Annotated in this window: 17 protein-coding genes; 8 read left to right on the top strand and 9 right to left on the bottom strand. The window is 69.9% G+C overall.

Annotation, left to right across the window (positions count from 1 at the left end; genetic code table 11):
- Window positions 1–102 precede the first annotated feature (102 nt).
- Window positions 103–2,919: a preprotein translocase subunit SecA gene (gene secA / locus ABTX18_RS34625; protein ID WP_352126770.1), complete on the bottom strand. Its 2,817-nt coding sequence runs from the start codon at window positions 2,917–2,919 to the stop codon at window positions 103–105.
- Window positions 2,920–3,159: 240 nt separating this feature from the next.
- Here secA and ABTX18_RS34620 point away from each other — a divergent pair, with 240 nt between their 5' ends.
- Both ABTX18_RS34620 and ABTX18_RS34615 read left to right on the top strand, forming a co-directional pair.
- Complete coding sequence (locus ABTX18_RS34620; protein ID WP_352126769.1) at window positions 3,160–3,780, top strand: GNAT family N-acetyltransferase; 621 nt, start codon at window positions 3,160–3,162, stop codon at window positions 3,778–3,780.
- A gap of 10 nt (window positions 3,781–3,790) precedes the next feature.
- The gene (locus ABTX18_RS34615) at window positions 3,791–4,966 is read left to right on the top strand and encodes a winged helix-turn-helix domain-containing protein (protein WP_352126768.1); all 1,176 of its coding nucleotides are present in this window, start codon (window positions 3,791–3,793) and stop codon (window positions 4,964–4,966) included.
- Between the two features lie 33 nt (window positions 4,967–4,999).
- Here the strand turns inward: ABTX18_RS34615 and ABTX18_RS34610 are convergent, their stop codons facing one another.
- From ABTX18_RS34610 to mtnA, 7 genes are all read right to left on the bottom strand, one after another.
- Complete coding sequence (locus ABTX18_RS34610; RefSeq protein ID WP_352126767.1) at window positions 5,000–5,755, bottom strand: response regulator; 756 nt, start codon at window positions 5,753–5,755, stop codon at window positions 5,000–5,002.
- 183 nt (window positions 5,756–5,938) lie between these two features.
- The gene (gene hpf / locus ABTX18_RS34605) at window positions 5,939–6,628 is read right to left on the bottom strand and encodes a ribosome hibernation-promoting factor, HPF/YfiA family (protein WP_352126766.1); all 690 of its coding nucleotides are present in this window, start codon (window positions 6,626–6,628) and stop codon (window positions 5,939–5,941) included.
- A 321-nt stretch (window positions 6,629–6,949) separates the two neighbouring features.
- Complete coding sequence (locus ABTX18_RS34600) at window positions 6,950–7,678, bottom strand: ComF family protein (RefSeq protein WP_352126765.1); 729 nt, start codon at window positions 7,676–7,678, stop codon at window positions 6,950–6,952.
- 77 nt (window positions 7,679–7,755) lie between these two features.
- Window positions 7,756–9,621 (bottom strand): LpqB family beta-propeller domain-containing protein, encoded by a 1,866-nt coding sequence (locus ABTX18_RS34595; protein WP_503061260.1) that lies wholly within the window; start codon window positions 9,619–9,621, stop codon window positions 7,756–7,758.
- Window positions 9,611–11,632, bottom strand: coding sequence for an MtrAB system histidine kinase MtrB (gene mtrB / locus ABTX18_RS34590; protein WP_352126764.1), 2,022 nt, complete (start codon window positions 11,630–11,632; stop codon window positions 9,611–9,613). Before mtrB ends, ABTX18_RS34595 begins: the two co-directional genes overlap by 11 nt.
- A gap of 1 nt (window position 11,633) precedes the next feature.
- Complete coding sequence (gene mtrA, locus ABTX18_RS34585) at window positions 11,634–12,323, bottom strand: two-component system response regulator MtrA (RefSeq protein ID WP_005316841.1); 690 nt, start codon at window positions 12,321–12,323, stop codon at window positions 11,634–11,636.
- A 4-nt stretch (window positions 12,324–12,327) separates the two neighbouring features.
- Window positions 12,328–13,473: an S-methyl-5-thioribose-1-phosphate isomerase gene (mtnA, locus tag ABTX18_RS34580; protein WP_352126763.1), complete on the bottom strand. Its 1,146-nt coding sequence runs from the start codon at window positions 13,471–13,473 to the stop codon at window positions 12,328–12,330.
- Window positions 13,474–13,613: 140 nt separating this feature from the next.
- Between mtnA and ABTX18_RS34575 the strand changes: the two genes are divergently transcribed.
- Genes ABTX18_RS34575 through ABTX18_RS34555 form a run of 5 tightly spaced genes read left to right on the top strand, consistent with a single transcriptional unit; the run spans window position 13,614 to window position 19,095 of the window.
- The gene (locus tag ABTX18_RS34575; RefSeq protein ID WP_352126762.1) at window positions 13,614–14,819 is read left to right on the top strand and encodes a DUF7847 domain-containing protein; all 1,206 of its coding nucleotides are present in this window, start codon (window positions 13,614–13,616) and stop codon (window positions 14,817–14,819) included.
- 4 nt (window positions 14,820–14,823) lie between these two features.
- Window positions 14,824–15,510, top strand: coding sequence for a DUF4129 domain-containing protein (locus ABTX18_RS34570; protein WP_503061259.1), 687 nt, complete (start codon window positions 14,824–14,826; stop codon window positions 15,508–15,510).
- The gene (locus tag ABTX18_RS34565) at window positions 15,507–16,775 is read left to right on the top strand and encodes a DUF4350 domain-containing protein (RefSeq protein ID WP_352126760.1); all 1,269 of its coding nucleotides are present in this window, start codon (window positions 15,507–15,509) and stop codon (window positions 16,773–16,775) included. Before ABTX18_RS34570 ends, ABTX18_RS34565 begins: the two co-directional genes overlap by 4 nt.
- Window positions 16,772–17,773: an AAA family ATPase gene (locus ABTX18_RS34560; RefSeq protein ID WP_352126759.1), complete on the top strand. Its 1,002-nt coding sequence runs from the start codon at window positions 16,772–16,774 to the stop codon at window positions 17,771–17,773. The genes ABTX18_RS34565 and ABTX18_RS34560 overlap by 4 nt, the downstream gene beginning before the upstream one ends.
- A gap of 11 nt (window positions 17,774–17,784) precedes the next feature.
- On the top strand, window positions 17,785–19,095 hold the full coding sequence (locus ABTX18_RS34555; RefSeq protein WP_352126818.1) for a DUF58 domain-containing protein: 1,311 nt from the start codon (window positions 17,785–17,787) through the stop codon (window positions 19,093–19,095).
- 20 nt (window positions 19,096–19,115) lie between these two features.
- Here ABTX18_RS34555 and ABTX18_RS34550 read toward each other — a convergent pair whose 3' ends face one another.
- Window positions 19,116–20,363, bottom strand: coding sequence for an MFS transporter (locus tag ABTX18_RS34550; RefSeq protein ID WP_352126758.1), 1,248 nt, complete (start codon window positions 20,361–20,363; stop codon window positions 19,116–19,118).
- A gap of 136 nt (window positions 20,364–20,499) precedes the next feature.
- On the opposite strand from ABTX18_RS34550, the gene ABTX18_RS34545 reads away from it, so the two are divergent.
- A complete protein-coding gene (locus tag ABTX18_RS34545; protein WP_352126757.1) occupies window positions 20,500–21,447 on the top strand; it encodes a LysR family transcriptional regulator in 948 nt (315 codons plus the stop codon).
- The last annotated feature ends 120 nt before the right edge of the window (window positions 21,448–21,567 follow it).

The raw sequence follows: 21,567 nt of genomic DNA, 5'->3' as shown, positions 1-21,567 counted from the left end.
GGCGCCACCACCCACCGCACCGCCGCACACCGCACAGCGCACAACGGCCGGGCCGGACACCACACGGTGTCCGGCCCGGCCGCAGGCAACGATCAGCGCACGCTACTTCTTGCGGCGCCGCCCACCACCGCCCGAACTCTTCTGCGCCTTGCGCCGCTCCGCCCGAGTGAGCCCGTCCGACTCCGCGGACCCCGCACCGTCACCGTTGGCGAAGTCGCCCTCGACGACACCGCCCTCCCCGTCCACCGTGGGAGCGGAGAAATGCAGCCGGTCCGGACGCTGCGGAGCGTCGAGCCCCTTGGCCCGGATCTCCGGACGCGCCGCCGGAACGGCGTCCTCCTTGGTCAGCGACGTCGCCACGTCCTGGACGGGGACCTCCTCGACCTGCTGCTCGACCTGGACCTCCAGGTTGAACAGATAGCCGACGGACTCCTCCTTGATGCCCTCCATCATGGCGTTGAACATGTCGAAGCCCTCGCGCTGGTACTCGACCAGCGGGTCCTTCTGCGCCATGGCCCGCAGGCCGATGCCCTCCTGGAGATAGTCCATCTCGTAGAGGTGCTCACGCCACTTGCGGTCCAGGACCGACAGCACGACGCGCCGCTCCAGCTCACGCATGATGTCGGAGCCGAGCGTCTTCTCACGCTCCTCGTACTGCTCGTGGATGTCGTCCTTGACGGACTCGGCGATGAACTCGGCGGTGACTCCGGCGAGATCCCCGGCGGCCTCCTCCAGCTCGGCGACCGTGACCTTCACCGGGTAGAGCTGCTTGAACGCACCCCACAGCCGGTCCAGGTCCCACTCCTCGGCGAACCCCTCCGCCGTCTCCTGGCGGATGTAGTCGTCGATCGTGTCGTCCATGAAGTGGCGGATCTGGTCCTGCAGGTCCTCACCCTCAAGGACCCGGCGCCGCTCGCCGTAGATGACCTCGCGCTGGCGGTTGAGGACCTCGTCGTACTTCAGGACGTTCTTGCGCGTCTCGAAGTTCTGCTGCTCGACCTGCGACTGCGCGGACGCGATCGCCCGCGTCACCATCTTGTTCTCGATCGGAACGTCGTCGGGCACATTGGCCATCGACATGACGCGCTCGACCATCTGCGCCTTGAACAGACGCATCAGATCGTCGCCGAGCGAGAGGTAGAAACGGGACTCGCCCGGGTCGCCCTGACGGCCGGAACGGCCACGCAGCTGGTTGTCGATACGGCGCGACTCATGCCGCTCGGTACCGAGGACGTAGAGCCCGCCGAGGCTCTTGACCTCCTCGAACTCCGCCTTCACGGCCAGCTCGGCCTTCTCCAGCGCGGCAGGCAGCGCGGCCGCCCACTCCTCGACGTGCTCCACCGGGTCGAGACCGCGCTGGCGCAGCTCGGCCTCCGCGAGATCGTCCGGGTTGCCGCCCAGCTTGATGTCCGTACCGCGGCCGGCCATGTTCGTCGCCACCGTGACCGCGCCCTTGCGGCCGGCCTGGGCGACGATCGTCGCCTCACGGTCGTGCTGCTTGGCGTTGAGGACCTCGTGCTGGACACCGCGCTTGGAGAGCTGCTGCGAGAGGTACTCGGACTTCTCGACCGAGGTGGTGCCCACCAGGATCGGCTGGCCCTTCTCGTGCTTCTCCGCGATGTCGTCGACGACGGCGGCGAACTTCGCGACCTCGGTGCGGTAGATCAGGTCCGACTGGTCCGCCCGGACCATCGGCCGGTTGGTCGGGATCGGCACCACGCCGAGCTTGTAGATCTGGTGGAATTCGGCGGCCTCGGTCATCGCCGTACCGGTCATGCCCGAGAGCTTGCCGTAGAGGCGGAAGAAGTTCTGCAGGGTGATCGTGGCGAGCGTCTGGTTCTCGTCCTTGATGTCCACCCCTTCCTTCGCCTCGATCGCCTGGTGCATGCCCTCGTTGTAGCGGCGGCCGGCGAGGATACGGCCGGTGTGCTCGTCGACGATCATGACTTCGCCGTCGATGACGACGTAGTCCTTGTCCTTCTTGAAGAGTTCCTTGGCCTTGATGGCGTTGTTGAGGTACCCGACGAGGGGTGTGTTCACCGACTCGTAGAGGTTCTCGATACCGAGCCAGTCCTCGACCTTCGCCACTCCGGGCTCATGGATCGCGACGGTCCGCTTCTTCTCGTCGACCTCGTAGTCGCCGGTCTCCTCGATGCCCTTGAGCGGGTTGCCCGCCTCGCCCTTGGCCAGGCGCGTGACCAGCTTGGCGAAGTCGCCGTACCACTTGGTGGCCTGGTCGGCGGGGCCGGAGATGATCAGCGGCGTACGGGCCTCGTCGACCAGGATCGAGTCGACCTCGTCGACGATCGCGAAGTTGTGGCCGCGCTGGACGAGCTCTTCCTGCGCCCAGGCCATGTTGTCCCGGAGGTAGTCGAAACCGAACTCGTTGTTCGTTCCGTACGTGATGTCGCAGGCGTACTGCTCGCGGCGCTGGGCCGGAGTCATGTTGGCGATGATGCAGCCGACGCTCAGTCCGAGGAACTTGTGGACCCGGCCCATCATCTCCGAGTCACGCTCGGCCAGATAGTCGTTGACTGTGATCAGGTGCACGCCCTTGCCGGAGAGCGCGTTGAGATACGCGGGCAGGGTGCCGACGAGGGTCTTGCCCTCGCCGGTCTTCATCTCGGCCACATAACCGAGGTGCAGGGCGGCGCCGCCCATCATCTGGACGTCGTAGTGGCGCTGTCCGAGGACCCGCTTGGCGGCCTCACGGACGGTCGCGAATGCCTCGGGGAGCAGGTCGTCCAGGCTCTCGCCGTCCGCGTACCGTTCCTTGTACTCGTCGGTGAGCGCCCGCAGCTCGGCGTCGGAGAGGTTGACGAAGTCCTCTTCGATGGAGCTGACCTGGTCCGCGATGCGGTGCAGTTTGCGCAGGATCTTGCCTTCGCCTGCACGCATGAGCTTGTTGAAGACGGACACTGAGGCTGGTCTCCTTGCCGGTCGGGCCTGGCACTGGGTCGTGTTATGGACTCTGGCGCGGGCACGGCAGGTGGGCCCCACCGCAACGGCCATCGTAAGCGAGGACCCCGCCGCGCCGGGAGGGCTGCCACCGCGTTGAACCCGCAGCGCCCTTCCGAGTCAACGGCCGAAGGGCGCCGAAGGTGCCGGGAAGCCCGAAAAGTACTGGCCCCGCTGCCGCCCGCTCACCAGAATCCGTACATGGAGCCGATCACTCTCACCACTGACCGCCTGCTGCTGCGCCCCTTCGTCCCGGGCGACGCCGACGCCGTGCACGCGGCCTGCCAGGACCCCGACATCCAGCGCTGGACGGTCGTCCCCTCGCCGTACGGCCGCGCCGACGCGGAGCTCTTCGCCGGTCAGCTCTCACCCGGCGGCTGGCAGGACGACTCCATGTACAACTTCGCCGTGGTGCTGCGTGACGGCGGCACCCTGGCCGGTGCGCTCGGCATCAACCCGCGCACCCAGCCGGGGACGTACGAGGTCGGCTTCTGGACCGCCAGGGAGCACCGCGGTCTCGGCTACACGACGGAGGCGGTCCTGCGCGCCGCCCGCTGGACCTTCGGCTCGCTCGGCGGCGACCGGCTGGAGTGGCGGGCCGAGATCGGCAACCTTCCCTCGCGGGCCGTCGCGCTGCGGGCGGGCTTCCACATGGAGGGTGACCAGCGCTCCGGGCTGTTCAACAAGGGCGTGCGCCGCGATACGTGGACCGGGGCCCTGCTCCCCTGCGACCTCGGCCTGCCCGGCACCCATGCGTATCTTCCGGCTCCCGCCCGCCCAGGGGACGGCGGTCCCGGCCGGGATGTCAGTGCAGCCCTCTAGGGTGCGGGGCATGACGTCTGTGCAGCCTCCCGCAGCCGAACTCTCCGCCGACCAGGCCCGCAGGATCGCGCTGCGCGCCCAGGGCTTCCTCGGTGCCCCGAACCGCCGGGCCGGCGTGCCCGGGGTCCTGCGGCACCTGGGCGCCGTACAGCTCGACACGATCTCGGTGCTCGCGCGGTCGCACGAACTGATTCCGTACGCACGCCTGGGCATGATCGGCCGGCAACGGGTCGAGGAGGCGTACTGGTCGGGCGGCCGCGCCTTCGAGTACTGGTCGCACGCGGCCTGCATCCTGCCGGTCGAGGAGTGGCCGCACTTCGCGTTCCGCCGCCGCGCCTACCGCGCGCGCCCGCAGTGGCATCACGATCTGCCGGACGGCGCCTACGACACCGTCATCAAGCAGCTGCGCGCCGAGGGCCCGCTGACCGCGACGGAACTGGGCGGCGCGAAGAACGGCGGCGAGTGGTGGGACTGGTCCGCCTCGAAGGTGGCCGTCGAACGGGCGCTGATGTACGGCGAGGTGGTGTGCACCGAGCGGCGCGGCTGGAAGCGGGTCTACGACCTCGCGGAGCGCGCCCTGCCCGACGCCGTGCTGCACGACGATCTGGACGACGCGGAGTGCCTGCGCCGGCTGGTGGCCCTCGCGGGACAGTCACTGGGAGTCGGCACCCGCGCGGACATCGCCGACTACCACCGCCTCAAGGGCGAGCAGTTCGACGCCGTGGTGGCGGACTCCGGGCTGGTGCCGGTGACCGTGGAGGGCTGGGCGAAGCCGGCCTGGGCCGACCCGGAGGCCCTGGCCACCGAGCCGCGCGGACGCCACCGCACGACGCTGCTGTCGCCGTTCGACTCGCTGGTCTGGGAGCGGGCGCGAACGGAGCGGATCTTCGACTTCACCCACCGCCTGGAGGCCTATGTGCCCAAGCCCAAGCGGATCCACGGCTACTTCGCCATGCCGCTCCTGGCGGGCGGCAGGCTGCAGGGCCGTGTCGATCCCGCCCGCGAAGGCACCACGCTGGTCGCCCGGCAGGTGTCCCTGGCGGGCACGAAGGCCGTGGCTCCGATGGCGCAGGCGCTGGTGGAAGCCGCGTCCTGGGTCGGCTGCACGGACGTCCGGCTGGAGAGGGTGGACGCACCGGAGCTGCGCGGGCCGCTCACCCGGGAGATCGCGCACGCCCTGGCGTGAGCGCCCATGCGGCGGGGCTTCGCCCCGGACCGGTCAGCCGATCTCGAGGATCTTCTCCCGCATGGCGTAGACCACGGCTTCCATCCGGGAGTGCAGCTGGAGCTTCTCCAGAATGTTGCGGACGTGGTTCTTCACGGTATTCTCGGAAATGAAGAGTTCCTTCGCGATATCCCGGTTGTTCATGCCGGTGGCAACGAGTTTCAGGACTTCGAGCTCGCGTTCCGTGAGCCGGGGCGCCGGAATCAGCCGGCGCTCGTCGGTCCGCTGGATCATCGACTTGAACTCGGTGAGCAGCTTGGACGCCATGGACGGGCTGATCTGGGACTGCCCGTCGGCGACGGCCCGAATCGCGGTGGCGACCTCGTCCGTGGAAATCTCCTTGAGGAGATAGCCGGTGGCGCCCGCCTTGATGGCCTCGTAGAGGTCCGCTTCCTCATCGCTGATCGTCAGCATGATGATCTTCGCGCTGGGAACCACCTCCTTGATGGAGGTGCAGGCCTCGATGCCGCCCCGTTTGGGCATGCGTACATCCATCAGGACGATGTCGGGCAGCAGGTCGGCCGCCTTGTCGACCGCCTCCGCCCCGTCGCCCGCCTCGCCGACGACCTGGATGTCCTCCTCCTGGGCGAGGACGATCTCCAGCCCTCTGCGAAACAGGGCATGGTCATCGACCACGAGGACTCGGATCGGTTCCTTGCGGGAACTGCTGTCATCGTCCGCGCCACTACGGTCACCGCCGACGTCGTCGGCATCATTCGCATCGCGCACGGGCCCGAAGGTGTCCGCCATCGTTCCTCCCCCTGAAGGCCACGGCCTGATTCACAAGCTGTCCGCCAACGGCAGTTCGCAGCGCACCGATTGGCTTGGGCCGCCATGATTTCATGCCTGGACGTCGGAACGGTGATCCCGTGGTCGCACGCGGGTGCCCCTGGGGGCGCACAGGCGCTCCAGGGGCACCGCGAACCGGTGGCGTCAGCCGCCGAGCGCGCCGCCCGCGCCGCCCGCCTCATCAGCGGCCAGCGGGTCGGTCCTCAGGTGGATGACACCGTAGTCGTAGGCATGCCGCCGGTAGACGACACTTGGTTCCTTCGTCTCGGAGTCGACGAACAGATAGAAGTCGTGACCGACCAGCTCCATCTCGTAGAGCGCCTGATCGAGCGACATGGGCGCCGCGACGTGCGTCTTCTCCCGCATCACCAGCGGTCCTTCGCCCTGTACCTCGAGCGAGCCGATCCTGGTGGTGGGTACGGGCTGTGCCGTTTCGTCGGCCACCAGCTCGCCGTCGCCGTTGAACGACGCCGCGTCCGGCACCATTTCACCGACCTCCGCAGCGGGGGTCCGACCCGTGCCGCGGCGGCTGTAGCGCTTGTCGTGCTGCTTGCGCAGCCGCGCCTCCAGCTTGCCTGTGGCCAGGTCCAGCGCTGCGTACGGGTCGCCTGCGGCCGCTTCCGCCCTGATGACCGGTCCACGCGAGCGGAGCGTGATCTCCACCCGGTCGGAACGGTCTGCCTGACGGGGATTCGGCTCCTTGGACACCTCCACGTCGAGGCTGATCACCTTGCCGTCAAACTTCTGGATCTTGTCCAGCTTCAGCTTCTCGGCCACGTGCTTGCGGAACCGCTCGGGCACCTCGGTCTTGCGGCCCTTGACGACGATGTCCACGCAGAACTCCGTTCCCGGATCGCTCCGCTCGGCGGCGGAGCATCTCCCTTTTGCACCAGGCCCCGGCGTTGGCCGGAGCCGCGGACTCGGTGACTTCCACCTCCTCCTCCCCCGCCGGCGAGGTCTCCACCCCACCGAATTCGCGGATTCCGAACTTCAGTGGGTTGCCTGCCCGAAACCTGGTGGTGCATTCGTCGAGGCCTGGCATTCACCATTCCTCACAACCGAACATAGCCTGCCGGGACGGTTGTCGGCACCCGCTACTCGCACGTACCTCCGTTCAGGTCTTTTTACCCACTCACTACCTGCAACGATGCAAGTTCAGTTCCGGTTCCGGTTTATTTCGAAGGCGGACGGAGAGGCTGCGACGACGGCCGCGTGACGCGTACCCGGACAGGCGCTTCCCCACCCGCCGGCCGCTTCGACCGCCCGTGCCGCTTCGGCCAGAGAGGCGCCCGTCGTCAACAGGTCGTCCACCAGCACCACCCGTCCGGCGGCAAGCAGCCGCCCACCCCCGGCCACGACGCCCAGGGCCCCCGCCAGATTTGACCGGCGCTCCCGGGCTCCGAGCCCCGACTGATCGGCCACCGGACGCCGCTGGCGCAGCACACCGGCCACCTGGGCGGGCGTGCCCGTGCGCCGCAGTTCCGCCGCGGCCGCCAAGGCGATGCGGCGGGCCGGGTCGTGCCCGCGCGAGGCGACAGCCCGTCGCGCCGACGGGACGGGCACGAGCAGCAGGGGTCCCTCCTCGGGCGACGCCCCCGCCCCGGCCCTCACAGCACCCGCCAGCGCCCTTCCGGCGGCCCCGGCCAGGCCGAGTACGCCCCGCTCCTTGTGGGCCAGCAGCACCGCGCGTACCGCGTTCGCGTAGCCGGCGGCCGCGTGCACGACCGGCAGCCCGGCGGGCTCCGGGTCGGGTCTCACCCTGCGCGGCGCCCCACCGTGCAGTTGGGCGGCGCACTCCTCGCACAGCTCGGTGCGCGGCCTGCCACAGCCTCCACAGTCCACCGGCAGAACCAGTCCGGCGATCTCCCGCCACCACCCGCGCATGGCTCCACTGTGCCCGTGTCAGGGCAGCCCGGCCAGCCCTGTGGACAACCCGCCCGGACACCACCCGCCGACCGGTGTCAGCCCGGGTAGACCAGCGCGGAGCCTTCCTTCAGCACGGTCTGCCAGTTGTCACCAGGCAGCAGTTTCACTATCCCGTAGCCGACCGCGTCCGCCATGAGCGGCAGCTGTTCGTCGTCCGCCGCCGCGATGGCCCGCACCTGGTTGACGCCGGGCAGTACGCCCGAGGAGGGCGTCGAACCGTCCGCCTGCACATAGCGGACCTGCTGCACGCCTCCCTCCTCCTTGCCGACCACCACGAGGCGGCTGCCGCCCGACCACGACATGGCGGTCACATCGGCGAGCTGCGGCGCGGCCTGCCGCAGGTCCACCACGGAGACCTGCTCCTCGCCCTGCGGGCCCTGCCGCTCGATCCGGCCGATCTTCAGCGTCGTCCGGCCGTCCCGGGTCAGCAGCAGCGCAATGCGCACGCCGTCCGAGGAAAGGCGCAGTGCCGTGATCCGGCTGCCGTCCAGGATCGCCACGGAGACCTCCTGGGGTTCGCCGGTGCCGTCGGCCAGTCGCAGCAGCCGCGAGTGGTCCGGGTCGCGGTCGGCGACCCAGAGGTCGCCCCGGCTGTCCCAGCTGGGCGCCGTCAGGCGGTCCGCGAGCTTCGCGGCCTTGCTGGTCACCGCGGGGGCCTGGAGTTCCCCGCCGGTGGCGATGGAGGCCACGTACAGCGCGTCCCTGCGCTGCGAGAGCGCTGCCGCCGACTGCTCGTCCCTGGCCACGCCGACCGCGCTCACCCGCAGCGGGCCGCTGCCGAAGGGACCGGCCACCGGCGCCGGCTCGCCGCTGCCCCGGGTACTGCCCGGAATGCGTTCGACGTGCCCCTTGGCATCGACGAAGTACTGGCTGTCGGGGCCGCCGGACGAGCCGTCGGGGGCGTACTCCTCGGCCTGGTCCGCACCCAGCACGCACAGCGCCGAACCGTCGGAACGCTGGAGCTCCACCTGCTCGACGCGGGCGGACGTCAGGTCCCGAAGCGTGAAGAGCACCTGTGAGGCCATCATCCGGCAGACGCGCTGCCCGGCCCCGTCGGCCTTCTTGTTGAGCGGGACCTTCAGCACGTTGCGGTCGTCGGGGGTCAGCGACGTGACGCCCTTCCGCAGTCCGGTACCCGCGGGGAAGCGGGACGCGACCACCGGTCGCAGCCAGTCGGTCGGCCCCCTCAGAAGGCTGCGGACGGCCTGGGTCACGGTGTCCGTGCCGGTGGCCGGATCGGTGCGGTTACGGATGTAGACGGGGTCGGCGACCAGCGTGGACTGTGCCTCGGTCCGCCCGGTGGCGAAGTAGAACTTGTTGACGGAACGGTAGAGGCGCTTGAAATCGGACTGCCCGAGCACCAGGCCGTCCGGCACGATGTCGATGCGCCACTGCTTGCCGTCCGGACCGCTCTGGCGCACCAGATGAAGTGTGCGGGAGTAGTCCGCCGGGGCGAGCGGCTGGTAGGCGTTCTGGTCGTCGACCGTCGCCACCTTCTCGCCGGTCAGGGTGAAGCTGACCTCGTTGGTGCTGCGGTCGCTCTCGTGGACGGGCCGGTCGCTGCGGCTCGGAGCCTTGGCCAGAACCGTGGTGAGCGCGCCGGGCCTCCAGCTCTTCGACGCCTCCTTCGTGAGGTATTCGCGGGTCGTCCGGAAATCGGAGTCGTCGCTGGTCATCGACTCCAGGAAGCCGTCCACCACCTCGTCGGGAGTGGCGCCGTCACGCGGAGCGACCGCGTACACCTGAACCTGGGAGTCACCGGGCTGCGAGGCGTCCACGGCCTTGACGTCCCCCGTGACGGGCATCGAGCCGCACGCGGACAGCAGCACGGCGCCGCATCCGAGCAGCACGGTCGCCCCCACCGCACGTCCACGGCCGCCCTGACGACGGTCAGTGCCCACGAGTCGTGTCCTCCCGCCCGGAATCCTGCCCCGGAGAGTCGTTGTGACGGTCCGGCCGGTCCCCGGGGGGACGCGGCACCACGCGTGCGCCGTTGCCAGGGAAGGCCGCCGGATGCACCGAGGCCGGCGCGGTCCGGGCCGGCATGGGGGCGCGGGCCGGTACGGGCAGTGCTGCCCGGTCGGTGCCGGCCTGCGAAGGCACCGCCATCAGCCTGTGCTCACTGCCCTGGGCGGAAACGGGCACGGCCCGTTCCCGGTTCTCACGGTTGCGCCGCGAGTCCTCCGGCTCCAGCGGTATCGGCGAACCGCGCAGCGGTTCGTCCGCCGTACGCGGCAGCGTCAGCCGGAACTGCGAGCCCCCGCCGGGCTCGCCCCAGGCCTGGAGCCAGCCGCCGTGCAGCCGCGCGTCCTCGACGGCGATGGAGAGTCCCAGGCCGGTGCCTCCGGTCGTCCTGGCCCGGGCCGGGTCGGCCCGCCAGAAGCGGTTGAACACCCGGGTCGCCTCGCCGGGCTTCAGCCCCACGCCGTAGTCCCGGACAGCCACGGCAACCGCTCCGCCGGCCACCCCGAGCCGCACCACGACATCGCGTCCCTCGCCGTGCTCGACCGCGTTGACGACCAGATTGCGCAGGACCCTCTCGACGCGTCGCCCGTCGGCCTCGGCGATCACCGGCTGCTCGTCGCCGACCACCCGGATCCGGGTGCCCTTGCGCTCGGCCAGCGGCTCGGCGCCACCGATCACCCGCCGCACGACCTGCCGCAGGTCTATCGGCTCCGCCTCCAGCGCCGCGGCGCCGGCGTCGAACCGGCTGATCTCCAGCAGATCGGACAGCAGCGACTCGAAGCGGTCGAGCTGGTCCCCGAGGAGCTCCGCGGAACGCGCCGTGACCGGGTCGAAGTCGACGCGTGCCTCGTGGATGACATCGGCGGCCATCCGCACGGTCGTCAGTGGCGTCCGCAGTTCGTGCGAGACGTCCGAGACGAACCGCCTCTGCATCCGGGAGAGCTCCTCCAGCTGCTGGATCTTCAGCTGCAGGTTCTGCGCCATCTTGTTGAAGGCCTCACCGAGCCGGGCGATGTCGTCCTCGCCGGTGACCTTCATCCGCTCCTGGAGCCGGCCGGCCGAGAGCCGTTCGGCGATCCCCGCCGCCATGCGTACGGGGGTGACGACCTGGCGTACCACGAACCAGGCGATGGCCCCGAGCAGCACGACCACGAACAGACCCGCGGTCGCCAGCGTGCCCTTGACCAGCGTCAGGGACTTCTCCTCCTGAGTCAGAGGGAAGACGTAGTACAGCTGATACGGATTGCGGTCGATGTCGTAGAGCCGCTTGCCCACGATGAGACCGGGCTGCGGTTCCGCTCCGTTCGCGTACTTGATCCGGGAGTACGTCTGAAACGCTCCCGGCCCCTTGTTCACCGACTCGCGCAGCTTCTGCGGAATGCTCGCGGCCTCGACGCTGCCTGAGCCGCGTGGCGCGCGGGAGCCCTCGTCGGCACTGAGCGCCACGACGTTGAAGGCGTTCTTCCCGCCACTGGCGAGCTGGTCGACAAGCTCGGTCCGCCAGGAGTTGTTGGCCGTCGCGCCGTCCGCGGAGTCACCGCCCTGGCTTCCCGCGCTGAGCGGCGCGTTCGCCTTCTCCTGGGCGGCCGCGAAGCCTCCGGCGGCCTGTGTCTGGGCGGCCTTGCCCTTCGCGTCGAGCAGACCGTTGCGCACCTGCCCGATCACGACGAGGCCGAGCAGCAGCACCACGCCGAGCGACATCAGCAGCGTGCCGGCGACGACCCGAAGCTGAAGGTTGCGCCGCCACAGCCGCACGGCAGGCAGCAGCGGACGCCGCACCCAGCGCATCAGCAGTCGCGGCACCGGCCCGCCGGGCGCCCGGTCCTGGAACAACCGGCCGCCCTGCAGGAAACGCCCTACCGGCGATGACGTGTGCCCTGAACCGGCAGCCCGCTCCGCACGGACTCCCGGCTCCCCGGGCTTCGGAGCAGTGCTACCCAGGGCCATGTCAGCTCGGTCCGGCCTTGTAACCGACGCCTCGGACGGTCACGACGATCTCCGGCCGCTCCGGGTCCTTCTCGACCTTGGAGCGAAGCCGCTGCACATGCACGTTCACCAGCCGCGTGTCAGCGGCATGGCGGTATCCCCAGACCTGCTCGAGGAGCACCTCACGGGTGAAGACCTGCCACGGCTTGCGGGCGAGCGCGACCAGCAGGTCGAACTCCAGCGGGGTCAGGGCAATGGACTGCCCGTCCCGCTTCACCGAGTGCCCGGCCACATCTATGACCAGGTCGCCGATGGTCAGCTGTTCCGGTGCCGGTTCCTCGGACCTGCGCAAACGTGCCCTGATCCGGGCAACCAACTCCTTAGGTTTGAACGGCTTGACGATGTAGTCGTCGGCCCCGGACTCCAGGCCCACCACCACGTCAACCGTGTCGCTCTTGGCAGTGAGCATGACGATCGGCACGCCGGACTCGGCCCTGATCAACCTGCAGACCTCGATGCCGTCCCTACCGGGCAGCATGAGATCCAGCAGAACCAGGTCCGGCTTCGCCTCACGAAATGCAGCAAGTGCCTTGTCGCCGTCCGCTACGAACGACGGCTCGAACCCCTCACCACGCAGCACAATCCCGAGCATCTCGGCCAGTGCGGTGTCGTCGTCGACGACAAGGACGCGTCCCTTCATAAACGACATCATCCCATTAGCTAATCGTTATCTGCGATGACCTGGCACACAGCTCCGCCAGTCCGGCCCCTGTGACCGGGGAGATTACGCCCTCCTCCGTGACGATCGCCGTGACCAGCTCCGGGGGCGTGATGTCGAACGCGGGGTTGTACGCCGGGGTTCCCACCGGCGCCACGGGCACTCCGCCCGCACCCCTGCCCTCAGCCCCCAGCTGCGGCGATGTGACCTCAGTCACCTCCCGCGCCGGACGCTGCTCGACGGTGATGGCCGCGCCGTCCGCGGTGTGCAGATCCACGGTCGTCGTCGGTGCCACCACGATGAAGGGTACGTGGTGGTACTTCGCGAGGACCGCGAGCGGATAGCTCCCCACCTTGTTGGCCACCGAGCCGTCCGCAGCGATGCGGTCGGCCCCTATGAGCACGGCGTCCACCTCCCCCGCGGCGAACAGCGACCCGGCGGCGTTGTCCGTGAGCAGGCTGTACGGCATGCCGTTACGCGCCGCCTCGTACGCCGTCAGCCGGGAACCCTGCAGCAGCGGGCGGGTCTCGTCCACCCACAGACGCCTGAGCCGGCCCTCCCTGTGCGCACCCAGCGCCACCGCGAACGCCGTCCCCTCGCCCCCGGAGACGAGTGACCCGGTATTGCAGTGGGTCAGCAGCCGGTGGGTGCCCCCGGGCACCAGCTCGTCCAGAAGGGCGAGCCCGAACCGGGCCATGCCCGCGCTGGCCGCGGCATCCTCCCGGTGCAGCGCCCGGGCCTCGTCCAGTGCCACCGCCGCCGCGCGGTCCGGATCCGCCCCCCTGTCGACGGCCGCCCAGTACGCCCCGGCGGCGCGTCGCACCCCGTATCCGAGATTCACCGCGGTGGGCCGCGCCCGTTCCAGCAGGCCCGCGGCCTCGGCCACATCAAAGCCTCGTGCGGCGGCCAGGGCCACCCCGTAGGCCCCTGCGATGCCCAGCAGCGGCGCCCCGCGTACCGCCAGCGTCCGGATCGCCTCCACCAGCGCGGGAACGTCGGTACATGCCAGCTCCGCCTCCTCTCCCGGCAGCCTCGTCTGGTCGAGAAGCACCAGCACGGGACCTTCCGGAGGCTCGTCCCAGCGAAGTACGGGAAGCGCGGCGGGCTCGCTGCCCACCGGCGATTGCGCGTCCTGATCAGCCATCCGTCCAGTCTGCCCCGTGAGGCGCGCGCGCACGAAGGAACGAAGGAGATACAGCGCCAGGCCCGGACCGCTGCGACGCGTGGCACGATGGCTGCCAACCTGACGCCCCGATGAGCGGACAGGACCGTGAAGGAGCGACAATGAACGACACTCCGGGCTGGGCCTCGCCCGGATCTGCCCCCTCCGACGACAAGGAGGCAGGCGTCCCCCGGCCTTCCGAGCCCGTCGACGGCAGCGGACCTGCGCGGAACTGGTCTTCCAGCCAGCCGCCCGCAGGGCAGTGGTCCCCACCGAGCAGTTCCGCAACCGGCCCCGGCACGCCGCCTCCCTACCCCGGCTGGGGCGTTCCTCCGCAGGGCCACGGCTGGGGGCACCCGCCGACGGCCGCCAAGCCCGGCATCATCCCCCTGCGGCCACTGGGTGTCGGCGAGATCCTGGATGGTGCCGTATCCACCATGCGCGCGCACTGGCGCACGGTCCTCGGCATCACTCTCACCGTCTCCGTGATCGCCCAGGCCGCCATCCTGCTGGTGCAGCGGTACCTCCTGCCGGATCCTCCGTCGATCGACCGGAACGCCACCGGCTCGGAGGCACTGCGTCAGGCCACCGAATCGTTCCGCTCCAGCCTGCTCAACGCCGCCCCGCCCTTGCTCGTCTCGATGCTCGCCACGATATTCACCACCGCGGTGCTGACCGTGGTGATCAGCCGCTCGGTGCTGGGCCGCCCTGTCACGCTCTCCGACGCCTGGGCCGAGGCCCGGCCCCGGCTGTTGCCGCTCCTGGGCCTGACCTTTCTGCTGGCTCTCATGGCCGCGGCCATCATGACCGCGGGAATCCTCCCGGGCTTCCTGATCGGCGACACGGCAGGTGTCGGTCTCGCCTTCATCGGACTGCTGGCCTCCGGCGTCGTGTTCCTCTGGCTCCTGGTCCGTTTCTGCCTCGCCTCCCCGGCGTTGATGCTGGAACGACAGTCGATCACCGCTTCGATGCGGCGCTCCGCCAAACTGGTTCGCGGCGCCTGGTGGCGAACCTTCGGCATCCTCGCGCTCACCTGGCTGCTGACGCTCATCGTGATGTTCGTGATCGGCGTGCCGTTCGGCCTCATCGCGATGGCTGTGGACGACGGAGGCCTGAGCTCGTTCCTCACCGACGGAGCCACCAGCTTCGGCTGGCCGTTCCTGATCGTCTCCGCCATCGGCGACGTGGTCATCGCGACGATCACCTATCCTCTGTCCGCCGGCGTCATGGCTCTCCTCTACGTGGACCAGCGCATCCGACGCGAAGCACTCGACCTCGACCTCGCCAGGGCAGCCGGTCTCCCCGGCTACGACAACAACAGGAGCTGACACCGTGTCGGGGGCGGGTGGCGCAGCAGCAGGGCTACTGATCCGGGCAAGCGGCGAAATACCGGTGGACACCCCGCGGGTGCCCGCCCGCGAAGCCGCACGGCACGAACTGTCCAAACCGATGTACCACGAGAACGATCCGAACCCGCTCCAGCGTGCCCTGGACCATCTGTGGAACTGGATCGGCGACATCCTCGCGAGCGCCTCGGGTGCCGCCCCGGGCGGACCCGTGGGACTGGCCCTGCTGGTCGTGGTCGTCATCGCTCTGATCGCCGCGCTCCTGTGGCGCCTGGGCACGCCACAACGCCCCCTGCGAGCGGCGGACGCCCTCTTCGCGAGCGGTCCCCTCGGCGCAACCGAACACCGTGCCGCGGCGGAGGCCCACGCCGCGGCCGGCCGCTGGAGCCAAGCGGTCCAGGAGCGGATGCGCGCCATCGTCCGCTCCTTGGAGCAACGCGCTCTGCTCGACACCCGCCCCGGACGCACCGCCGATGAAGCCGCCGCGGAAGCGGGCCGCACGCTTCCCGACCACGCCACCCGGCTCCGGGCGGCAGCCCGGGCATTCGATGACGTCACATACGGCGGCCGCTCAGCCGACCAGCAGACGTATCTGACCATGGCCACCCTGGACCTCGACCTCGAGTCCGCAACACCGCAACTGTCCGGCGCCCTCGCGGGAGCTGCCGAATGACCGCGACCGCCAAGTCCGCCACAGCCGCATCCCGCACTCCGACGGCGGACCCCACCCCCTCCACCTCCGAGTCCCTCACCCCGCGTCAGTTCTGGACCCGCACGCGCGGACTGCTGCTCGCCCTCCTCCTGCTCGTCACCGCGGCCGTCGCTCTCGCGGCCACCCGCTCCGGAGACCAGCACGGCCGCCTCGACCCCCGTTCCGCAGACCGTTACGGCAGCAGGGCCGTCGCCGAACTCCTCAAGGACCGAGGGGTCTCCCTCCGCGTCGTCACCACCCTCCGGGCCGCCACGTCCGAAGCCGGCTCCGACACCACACTCCTCGTCACCGCCCCCAATCTGCTGACGCCCGCTCAGCAGAGGGCCTTTCACGCGGCGACCACCGACACGGGCGGCCGGACCGTGCTCCTCGCTGCGGGCCCGCACTCTGTGGGCGCACTGGCCCCCGGTGTCAGCGTCCGATCCTCCGGCCCCGTCTCCACGCGTGCCCCCCAGTGCTCCCTTGCCGCCGCACGCCAGGCCGGCGAGGCCGAGACAGGCGGCTTCCGCTACACGTCGGAGCGCCTCCCCACCCTCGGCTGCTACCCCGCCGACGGACTTCCCTCCATGCTGATGCTGACGCAGTCGGCATCCGGCGACACCGTCCTGCTCGGATCCCCCGGCCTCCTCTACAACGACCGTCTGGATCACGAGGGCAATGCAGCCCTCGCCCTTCAACTCCTCGGCTCCCGCCCGCATCTGGTCTGGTACCTCCCCTCGCTCAGTGACCCCTCCGCCGCGGGCAGCAGCGGAGGCCAGGACGACAGCACCGACGGCGACAGCGCGGAGGGCCACAGCAGCTTCACCGACCTGATCCCTTCGGGCTGGCTCTGGGGAACCGTGCAGCTCGCCCTCGCCGCCGTCCTCGCTGCCATCTGGCGGGCACGCCGCCTGGGCCCCGTGGTTGCCGAACGGCTGCCCGTGGCCATCCGCGCCTCGGAATCCACCGAGGGCCGTGCTCGCCTCCAGCGCAAGGCCAACGCCCGCGACCGTGCCGCCGCCTCGCTGCGCCACGCCACGCGTACCCGCATCGCCCCCCTCGTCGGCGTCTCCCCACGCGACGCCCACTCCCCCGCGAGCCTCCTCCCGGCCGTATCCGTGCGCCGCAGTACTGACGACGCGGACCTCCACGAACTGCTCTTCGGCTCGGTCCCCTCCGACGACGCCGCTCTCGTCCTGCTGGCAGACCAACTCGACACCTTCGAAAGAGAGGTCCGTACCTCATGAGCGCCCCGCCCCCCGTCCCCACCGGGACAACCGGGACCGTCACCGGCGACGCCGCGGCCCGCGCCTCCCTGGAAGCACTGCGCTCCGAGATCGCGAAGGCCGTGGTCGGCCAGGACCCGGCCGTCACCGGCCTCGTGGTCGCGCTGCTCTGCCGAGGGCATGTCCTGCTCGAAGGCGTCCCCGGCGTAGCCAAGACCCTCTTGGTCAGGGCCCTCGCCGCGTCCCTCGAACTCGACACCAAACGTGTCCAGTTCACCCCCGACCTGATGCCGAGCGATGTCACCGGGTCACTCGTCTACGACGCCCGCACCGCCGAGTTCTCCTTCCAGCCGGGGCCGGTGTTCACCAACCTCCTGCTCGCCGACGAGATCAACCGGACTCCCCCCAAGACGCAGTCCTCCCTTCTGGAAGCGATGGAGGAACGCCAGGTCACCGTCGACGGAATCCCTCGCCCCCTGCCCGACCCCTTCCTTGTGGCAGCCACACAGAACCCCGTGGAATACGAAGGCACCTACCCCCTCCCTGAAGCCCAGTTGGACCGGTTTCTCCTCAAGCTGACGGTCCCGCTGCCGTCCCGCGACGACGAGATCAACGTCCTGACCCGCCATGCCGACGGCTTCAACCCCCGCAACCTGCAGGCTGCGGGCATACGCCCGGTCGCCGGGCCGGCTGACCTGGAGGCCGCGCGAGCCGCTGTCGCCAGGACCACCGTCTCTCCCGAGATCGCCGGCTACGTGGTGGATATCTGTCGTGCCACGCGTGAATCCCCCTCGCTCTCCCTGGGTGTCTCACCCCGAGGCGCCACTGCTCTGCTCTCCACGGCCCGAGCCTGGGCCTGGCTGACCGGCCGCGACTACGTCACTCCCGACGACGTGAAAGCCCTCGCACTCCCCACGCTCCGGCACCGCATACAACTGCGGCCCGAGGCAGAGATGGAGGGCGTCACCCCGGACTCCGTCATCACCGCTGTTCTCGCCCACGTCCCCGTACCCCGTTGAGGCGGTGAATGGTGGCCCTTACCGGACGCTCCGCGCTGCTCGCCGCCCTTGGGTCACTCCCTGTAGGCATCCTGGCCCCGAGCTGGACGGGTATGCTCGCCGTCAATGCCCCGCTCTCTCTAGCAATTCTGTGGGACTACGCCCTGGCAGCGCCAGTGCGACCGCTCCGTTTCACCCGATCCGGTGATACAACCGTTCGACTCGGCGACATCGCCGAAGTGCAACTCACCGTAGTCAATCCTTCCCGCCGCCGTCTGCGGGCACACCTCCGCGACGCATGGCCTCCCAGCAGCTGGTTCCCGGGCACGGATCAGGCGGCGTCCCGCCACACACTGAATGTCCCGCCCGGCGAGCGCCGCCGTGTCACCACGGTTCTGCGCCCCACCCGCCGGGGGGACCGTCAAGCCGAGCAGATCACTGTCCGCTCCTACGGTCCGCTGGGCCTCGCAGCCCGCCAGGGAAGTCACCGGGTCCCTTGGAAAGTACGTGTCCTGCCGCCCTTCACGAGCCGCAAACACCTGCCCTCCCGCCTTGCCCGGCTGCGCGAACTCGACGGCCGCACGAGCGTCCTCACCCGGGGAGAGGGCACGGAATTCGACAGTCTGCGCGCCTACGTCCCAGGCGACGACACCCGCTCCATCGACTGGCGGGCCACCGCGCGCCAGTCCGCGGTCGCCGTACGCACCTGGCGCCCCGAGCGGGACCGTCACGTCCTCATCGTCCTCGACACCGGCCGCACGTCGGCGGGCCGGGTCGGTGATGTGCCCCGCCTCGACGCGTCGATGGACGCGGCCCTGCTCCTCACCGCCCTCGCAACGCGCGCCGGCGACCGTGTGGACCTCCTCGCCTACGACCGTCGCGTACGTGCCCAGGTGCGGGGCCGGGCGGCGGGCGAAGTCCTGTCGGCCGTGGTCGACGCTCTCGCGCCGCTGGAGCCGGAACTCGTGGAAACCGATGCCCGCGGTCTGAGCGCCGCCGCGTTGACGAACGCTCCTCGGCGTTCCTTGATCGTGCTGCTGACCAGCCTGGACGTGGCCCCCGTCGAAGAGGGCCTGCTGCCTGTGCTTCCACGTCTCACCCAGCGCCATACCGTGCTCCTGGCGGCCGTGCGTGACCCGCACATCGAGGCCATGGCGAGCGCGAGGGGCACAGTGGACGCGGTCTACGAGGCTGCTGCGGGGGCCCGCGCCAAGGCAGGACGGGATCGCACTGCGGACCAGCTCCAACGCCATGGCGTGGTCGTCGTGGACGCCACCCCGAACAGCCTCGCGCCGGCCCTCGCCGACGCCTATCTGGCCCTCAAGGCAAGCGGCCGGCTGTAGTAGCGTCCCCGGACCACCGATCACGTGCGACTCGGCGTCGGATCCTGCTCATTCTGCGACGTGCGATCGTGTCGAGGGAGCAGGAACGGGGTGACCAGCATGAGAAGACCGGCGACGGCGATCGCGGCGCGGGTGCTGGTGACGCCGGCCAGCAGTCCCCAAAGTCCGGTCATGGCCGCGACAGTCACCTTGCTGGTGACCGACCACGCCGACAGAGTCCGGACGATCCGGTCGGCCGGGACTTGCTCCAGCCGGTAGGTGGCGAAGACCGGGTTGAACACGCCCATGCAGGTGATCAGCCCGGACTCGACCACGACGACGAGCACGAGCCCGAACACACCGGGCCGGATGAATGCCAGCCCGAGCGACCAGCAAGCGCGCAGCGATCCGACTGCGATCAGGACCTTGTGTCGTCCGAATCGTGCAACGAGTCGGCGGGCCAGCTGTGAACCGATGATGCCGCCGACGCAGGGCACGCCGAAAGCGAGGCCGTACTGCCAGGGGGCAAAACCGAGATCGCCGAGCATGAGAACAGCCAGCAGCGGCGAGGTTGCCATGATCAGGCCGCTGACCAGAACAGTGTTGAAGAACAGGGGACGCAGGGCCGGGTGGGTCAGGATGTACCGCCATCCTTCGAGCAGGTCGCGGGGCCGGAGCCGCGACGTGTGCGCTCGGGTACGCATGGGGCGCGGCTCGGCGCCGCCGATCGCAAGGATCCCTGCGGCCGAGAGCAGATAGCTGACCGCATCGGCCAGCACCGTTGTCACCGGCCCGAAGAACCCGATGGCGGCAGTTCCGGCCGGCGGTCCGAGTACGGTGGCGGTCCAGGCCGTGGACTCGAACCGCCCGTTCGCGGCGAGCAGGTCCTCCGGCCGCACGAGCGCTTTCAGGTACGCGCCACTGGCCGCGCTGAAGGCGATGTCGGCCGCACCGACGACAATGGACACGGCCAGGAGCTGCGCGAAGCCGAGCAGGCCGCATGCGTACGCGGCGGGAACGCTCATCAGCGCTGCGAACCGGGTCAGATCCATCGCGACCATCACCGGTCGCTTGCGACGGAACTCCACCCACGGCCCCAGCGGCACCGCTATCGCGGCCCCCACCGCAAGCCCCGTGGCCGCCAGCACCGACACCTGGGCCGGCCCCGCGTGCAGCGCCAGGATCGCGATCAGAGCAAACGCGTCGAAGGCCAGCCGCGTGCCGAACGTACTGACCGCATACGCCCCCCACAGCCACCCGAAAGACCGGCCCAGAGATCTCCCCGCCATGCCCAGCCCGCCCTTGATGTCTCACCGAACAAACAGACATTGATCCGGGAGAGCTAATCGAGAGAGGCAACAGCAGGTCAAACAACGAATCCGGCCGCGCGCCACAACAAACTGTTGTGGACTAGCGTGGTCCAGCATGGATCTCGAAGCCGTACGCACCTTCGTCGCTGTCGCTGACACGGGCCGGTTCCAGGAAGCCGCAGCCGACCTCGCGATCACCCAGCAGGCCGTCTCCAGACGCATCTCCGTATGGGAGAAGAGCCTCGGTGTTCGGCTGTTCACCCGTACGCCGCGGGGCGCCGAGCTCACCATTGACGGGCAGGCGCTCCTGCCCCACGCGCGCGAGCTGCTACGTGTCGCCGAGCGCGCGGTCGCGTCCGTCCGCGCCGGCCATCGCCCGTTGCGCGTCGACGTGATCGCCTCGCGGGGCGCGCAGTCGGGCCTGATGCGCGGCTTCCATCGTGCACACCCCGAGGTCGAGTTGGACGTGCTGATGCTGTTCGAGATCGAGGCCGCTGTCGCGGCCATCCGTTCCGGTGCGATCGACGCGTCCTTCCGCGCCGTCGCCGCGCCCGGCCAGCCTCTTCCTGAGGACATCGTGTCCGTCCCGGTGCTCGATGAGCCGCTGCAGCTCCTCGTGGGCCCGGCCCACGCGCTGGCGGGCGCCAGGTCGGTGACCGTAGCTCAGCTCGTCGGCCATCGGATCTGGATGCCCGGCATTGTGCCGGGCACAGAGTGGGGCGCGTATTACGACGCACTCGTCGCCGAATTCGGTCTCAGCATCGAGGCCACGGGCCCCAACTTCGGCTCCGACGCGCTCCTCGACACCATCGCGGACACTCCGGCTCTTGCCACCTTCATGGGTGGGCACACCCGCCTCATCTGGCCGACTGGCCATGGACTGCGGCGCATCCCGGTGACGGACCCCACGCCCGTCTACCCGCATTCATTGATCTGGCGCCGGGACAACCCACACCCCGCACTCCCTGCTCTCCGCGAATATCTCGGCTCCGCACAGTCCAGCCCGCCGGAGCGCGAGACTTGGAAGCCCGGATGGGCAGCCCGGGAGCCAAACGGCAGGTGACGGATGTAGCCGTTCGTTCGGGTCCGAAACGCAGAAAAGCCCCGTGCCACAAGGGCACGGGGCTTAACTATCAAAAGGAGTTCGGCGGCGTCCTACTCTCCCACAGGGTCCCCCCTGCAG

Origin of the sequence: Streptomyces sp. NPDC096323, assembly GCF_040302845.1 — a bacterium.
In the GTDB taxonomy this organism is placed as follows: Bacteria; Actinomycetota; Actinomycetes; order Streptomycetales; family Streptomycetaceae; genus Streptomyces.
The sequence above is the reverse complement of the archived record's forward strand: the minus strand, read 5'-3'. Positions and strand labels throughout refer to the sequence as shown.

Bases quoted from the DNA above. Each gene is read 5' to 3' on its own strand.
- ABTX18_RS34565 (WP_352126760.1), top strand. From the start codon at position 15,507: ATGACCGCGACCGCCAAGTCCGCCACAGCCGCATCCCGCACTCCGACG.
- ABTX18_RS34575 (WP_352126762.1), top strand. From the start codon at position 13,614: ATGAACGACACTCCGGGCTGGGCCTCGCCCGGATCTGCCCCCTCCGAC.
- mtrB (WP_352126764.1), bottom strand. From the start codon at position 11,632: ATGGCCCTGGGTAGCACTGCTCCGAAGCCCGGGGAGCCGGGAGTCCGT.
- ABTX18_RS34610 (WP_352126767.1), bottom strand. From the start codon at position 5,755: ATGGCGGACACCTTCGGGCCCGTGCGCGATGCGAATGATGCCGACGAC.
- mtrA (WP_005316841.1), bottom strand. From the start codon at position 12,323: ATGATGTCGTTTATGAAGGGACGCGTCCTTGTCGTCGACGACGACACC.
- ABTX18_RS34545 (WP_352126757.1), top strand. From the start codon at position 20,500: ATGGATCTCGAAGCCGTACGCACCTTCGTCGCTGTCGCTGACACGGGC.
- ABTX18_RS34560 (WP_352126759.1), top strand. From the start codon at position 16,772: ATGAGCGCCCCGCCCCCCGTCCCCACCGGGACAACCGGGACCGTCACC.
- mtnA (WP_352126763.1), bottom strand. From the start codon at position 13,473: ATGGCTGATCAGGACGCGCAATCGCCGGTGGGCAGCGAGCCCGCCGCG.
- ABTX18_RS34550 (WP_352126758.1), bottom strand. From the start codon at position 20,363: ATGGCGGGGAGATCTCTGGGCCGGTCTTTCGGGTGGCTGTGGGGGGCG.
- ABTX18_RS34600 (WP_352126765.1), bottom strand. From the start codon at position 7,678: ATGCGCGGGTGGTGGCGGGAGATCGCCGGACTGGTTCTGCCGGTGGAC.
- ABTX18_RS34615 (WP_352126768.1), top strand. From the start codon at position 3,791: ATGACGTCTGTGCAGCCTCCCGCAGCCGAACTCTCCGCCGACCAGGCC.
- ABTX18_RS34620 (WP_352126769.1), top strand. From the start codon at position 3,160: ATGGAGCCGATCACTCTCACCACTGACCGCCTGCTGCTGCGCCCCTTC.